We start from the raw sequence: 2,143 nt of genomic DNA, 5'->3' as shown, positions 1-2,143 counted from the left end.
ACAGCTCTCGTATCAGAGCGTCTTTCTCCCCAGAACTGAGGCCTTCTAACGGCGGCAGGTCTTGCATGGCAAAAGTTTACCACCCTCTCTTATTCGCCGCTACCCGTCAACCTAGTTGAGCAATTACTCTCTCCACAAGCAAATGTCTCGATTATGCTGGCTTCGACTCCGCTCAGCCAGCGGAGGGTCGCGTTCCCTGAGCGGAGTCGAAGGGAACTAGGGAACTATCGAGTGTTTCGTCTAAAGGGATACAAAGGAACAAAGACCACGAGGCATTTCTCTCCACAAGCAAATGTCTCGATTATGCTGGCTTCGACTCCGCTCAGCCAGCAGAGGGTCGCGTTCCCTGAGCGGAGGGTCGCGTTCCCTGAAGCGAGAATCTAACCGTCGAAACGGGCACGATCGCAGTAGATCTAAAGATCTCTACACCCCATGCCTTACACCTACATACTGGAATGTGCCGACGGTAGCTACTATACCGGCAGCACTTGGAACTTAGAAAAACGGCTGTGGGAACATCAAAATAGACTGGGAGCCAACTACACAGCTAAACGATTACCTGTGAAGCTGGTGTATGCAGAGGAGTGCGATCGCATCGATCAAGCTTTCTATCGAGAAAAGCAGATTCAGGGCTGGAGCAGGAAGAAAAAGCAGGCGCTAATTGTAGGTGCTTGGGATCAGCTCGCTGACTTGTCAGCTTGTCAGAACGATAGTCACTTTCGCTTTAATCAGCAGGAGTGACGTTTGGCTTCGACTCCGCTCAGCAACCGGGCTTCGACTCCGCTCAGCCAGCGAGTGTCTCGTTCCCTGAGCGGAGTCGTTCGCGAAGCGTTTCCCGTGGGAAAAGGGAACTACAGAGCGTTTCTCCATATCGAAAGCTTTTTCGGTAACGCTGGCTTCGACTCCGCTCAGCCAGCGCTCAGCCAGCGCTCAGCCTACTCCCCTCGCAGCGCCTGCACCACGTCAATCTGCGTTACCCGCAGGGCGGGCAAGAAGCTCGCCCCCACGCCGACCCCAAAGGCCGCCCCCATCGACAGAGCCGCATCGCGCCAGTTGAAGGCGTAGGGCGCTTCAAAAATGGTCGTGGTCGCGGCCTTGGTCAGCAGGTGTACGGTACCGACCGCTGTGGTGCCGCCAATCAGGCTGAGCAGAGCAGCCTCGGCAATAAACTGGGCCATAATTTCGAGATCGGTGGCCCCGATCGCACGACGCAGACCAATCTCGCGGGTGCGCTCCATAATCGCGGCAATGGTGATGTTGGCGATACCGACGCCGCCAATGACCAGGGCCAGCAGACCCACCGCCTTGAGCACGCGAATGGAGGCCCGCTGGCGCTGCTCTTCTTCGTAGAGGTCTTCGACATTGCCGCCAATGTAGGTTTCGTAGCCAGGAAACATCTGCTGCAGCTGGGCTTCAACGGCGTCGCGGGTAGTGGCAAAGTCGTCGAGGCTTTGCAGGGCAATTTGAATTTGCCCCCCAAAGCGAAAGCGCCCCTGCAGCAGGTCGCCGTAGGGTTCTGGCACCCAGAGACTGCCGGTGGGTTCGCCGTCTTCGCTGCCGTAGAGGTCTTTGTTTTCGATCAGGCCGACGACGGTGAAGCGAGTGCCGTTGATAAAAATGCCCTCGCCCAGGGGCGGAGCCTGCTGAAAGAGCTGCTGAGCCAGCACGGTGTCGATTACGGTGACGGGGCGAAAAGAATCGAAGTCTTCGGGGTCAAAAAAACGGCCCGCCAGCACCTGTCGCCCGGTGGTGCGCTGGTAGTTTTCTGACACGCTAAAGGCGTCAAGGCTATCGGTCACGGTGCCCTGGTACTGCACCTCCGAGCCCCAGAGCTGGCTGACGCGACTAATGCTGAGAATGCCGGGTACCGCCTGCTGAATCTCGGCGATCACAGCCTCATCAAACTCTACTGGGGGGCGATCGCGCCCATAGACAAAGGGCGTGATGTTGGGGTTATCCCTGGATTCTAGGCGCTCTTGCAGCACCCGGTTGGCGATCGTGTCGATGTTGAGGGTGGCGTTGACAGCGGCGACGCCCATGAAAATGCCCAGGGCGGTCAGGCCAGAGCGTACCCAGTTGCCGGTTACATCCCGCAGGGTGGTGAGGGTGAGGTCGAGGGGGGAGAGGGGCATGGGAAGGGGAT

2 protein-coding genes are annotated in these 2,143 nt (G+C 58.0%); one reads left to right on the top strand and one right to left on the bottom strand.

Features of this window, described 5'->3' with window-relative positions; translation table 11 throughout:
- Positions 1-432 precede the first annotated feature (432 nt).
- Positions 433-741 (top strand): GIY-YIG nuclease family protein, encoded by a 309-nt coding sequence (locus tag IQ273_RS32725; protein WP_194027245.1) that lies wholly within the window; start codon positions 433-435, stop codon positions 739-741.
- A 194-nt stretch (positions 742-935) separates the two neighbouring features.
- Here the strand turns inward: IQ273_RS32725 and IQ273_RS32720 are convergent.
- Positions 936-2,143 (bottom strand): ABC transporter permease (locus tag IQ273_RS32720; RefSeq protein WP_313898336.1); only part of this gene is annotated, 1,208 nt, incomplete at its 5' end.

The organism is Nodosilinea sp. LEGE 07298, assembly GCF_015207265.1.
In the GTDB taxonomy this organism is placed as follows: Bacteria; Cyanobacteriota; Cyanobacteriia; order Phormidesmidales; family Phormidesmidaceae; genus Nodosilinea.
Note: the sequence above shows the minus strand (reverse complement) of the source record. Positions and strands in the feature narration are given on the sequence as shown.

What these genes read in the sequence shown, in the direction of transcription:
- IQ273_RS32725 (WP_194027245.1), top strand. Translation starts at nt 433, where the DNA reads ATGCCTTACACCTACATACTGGAATGTGCCGACGGTAGCTACTATACC.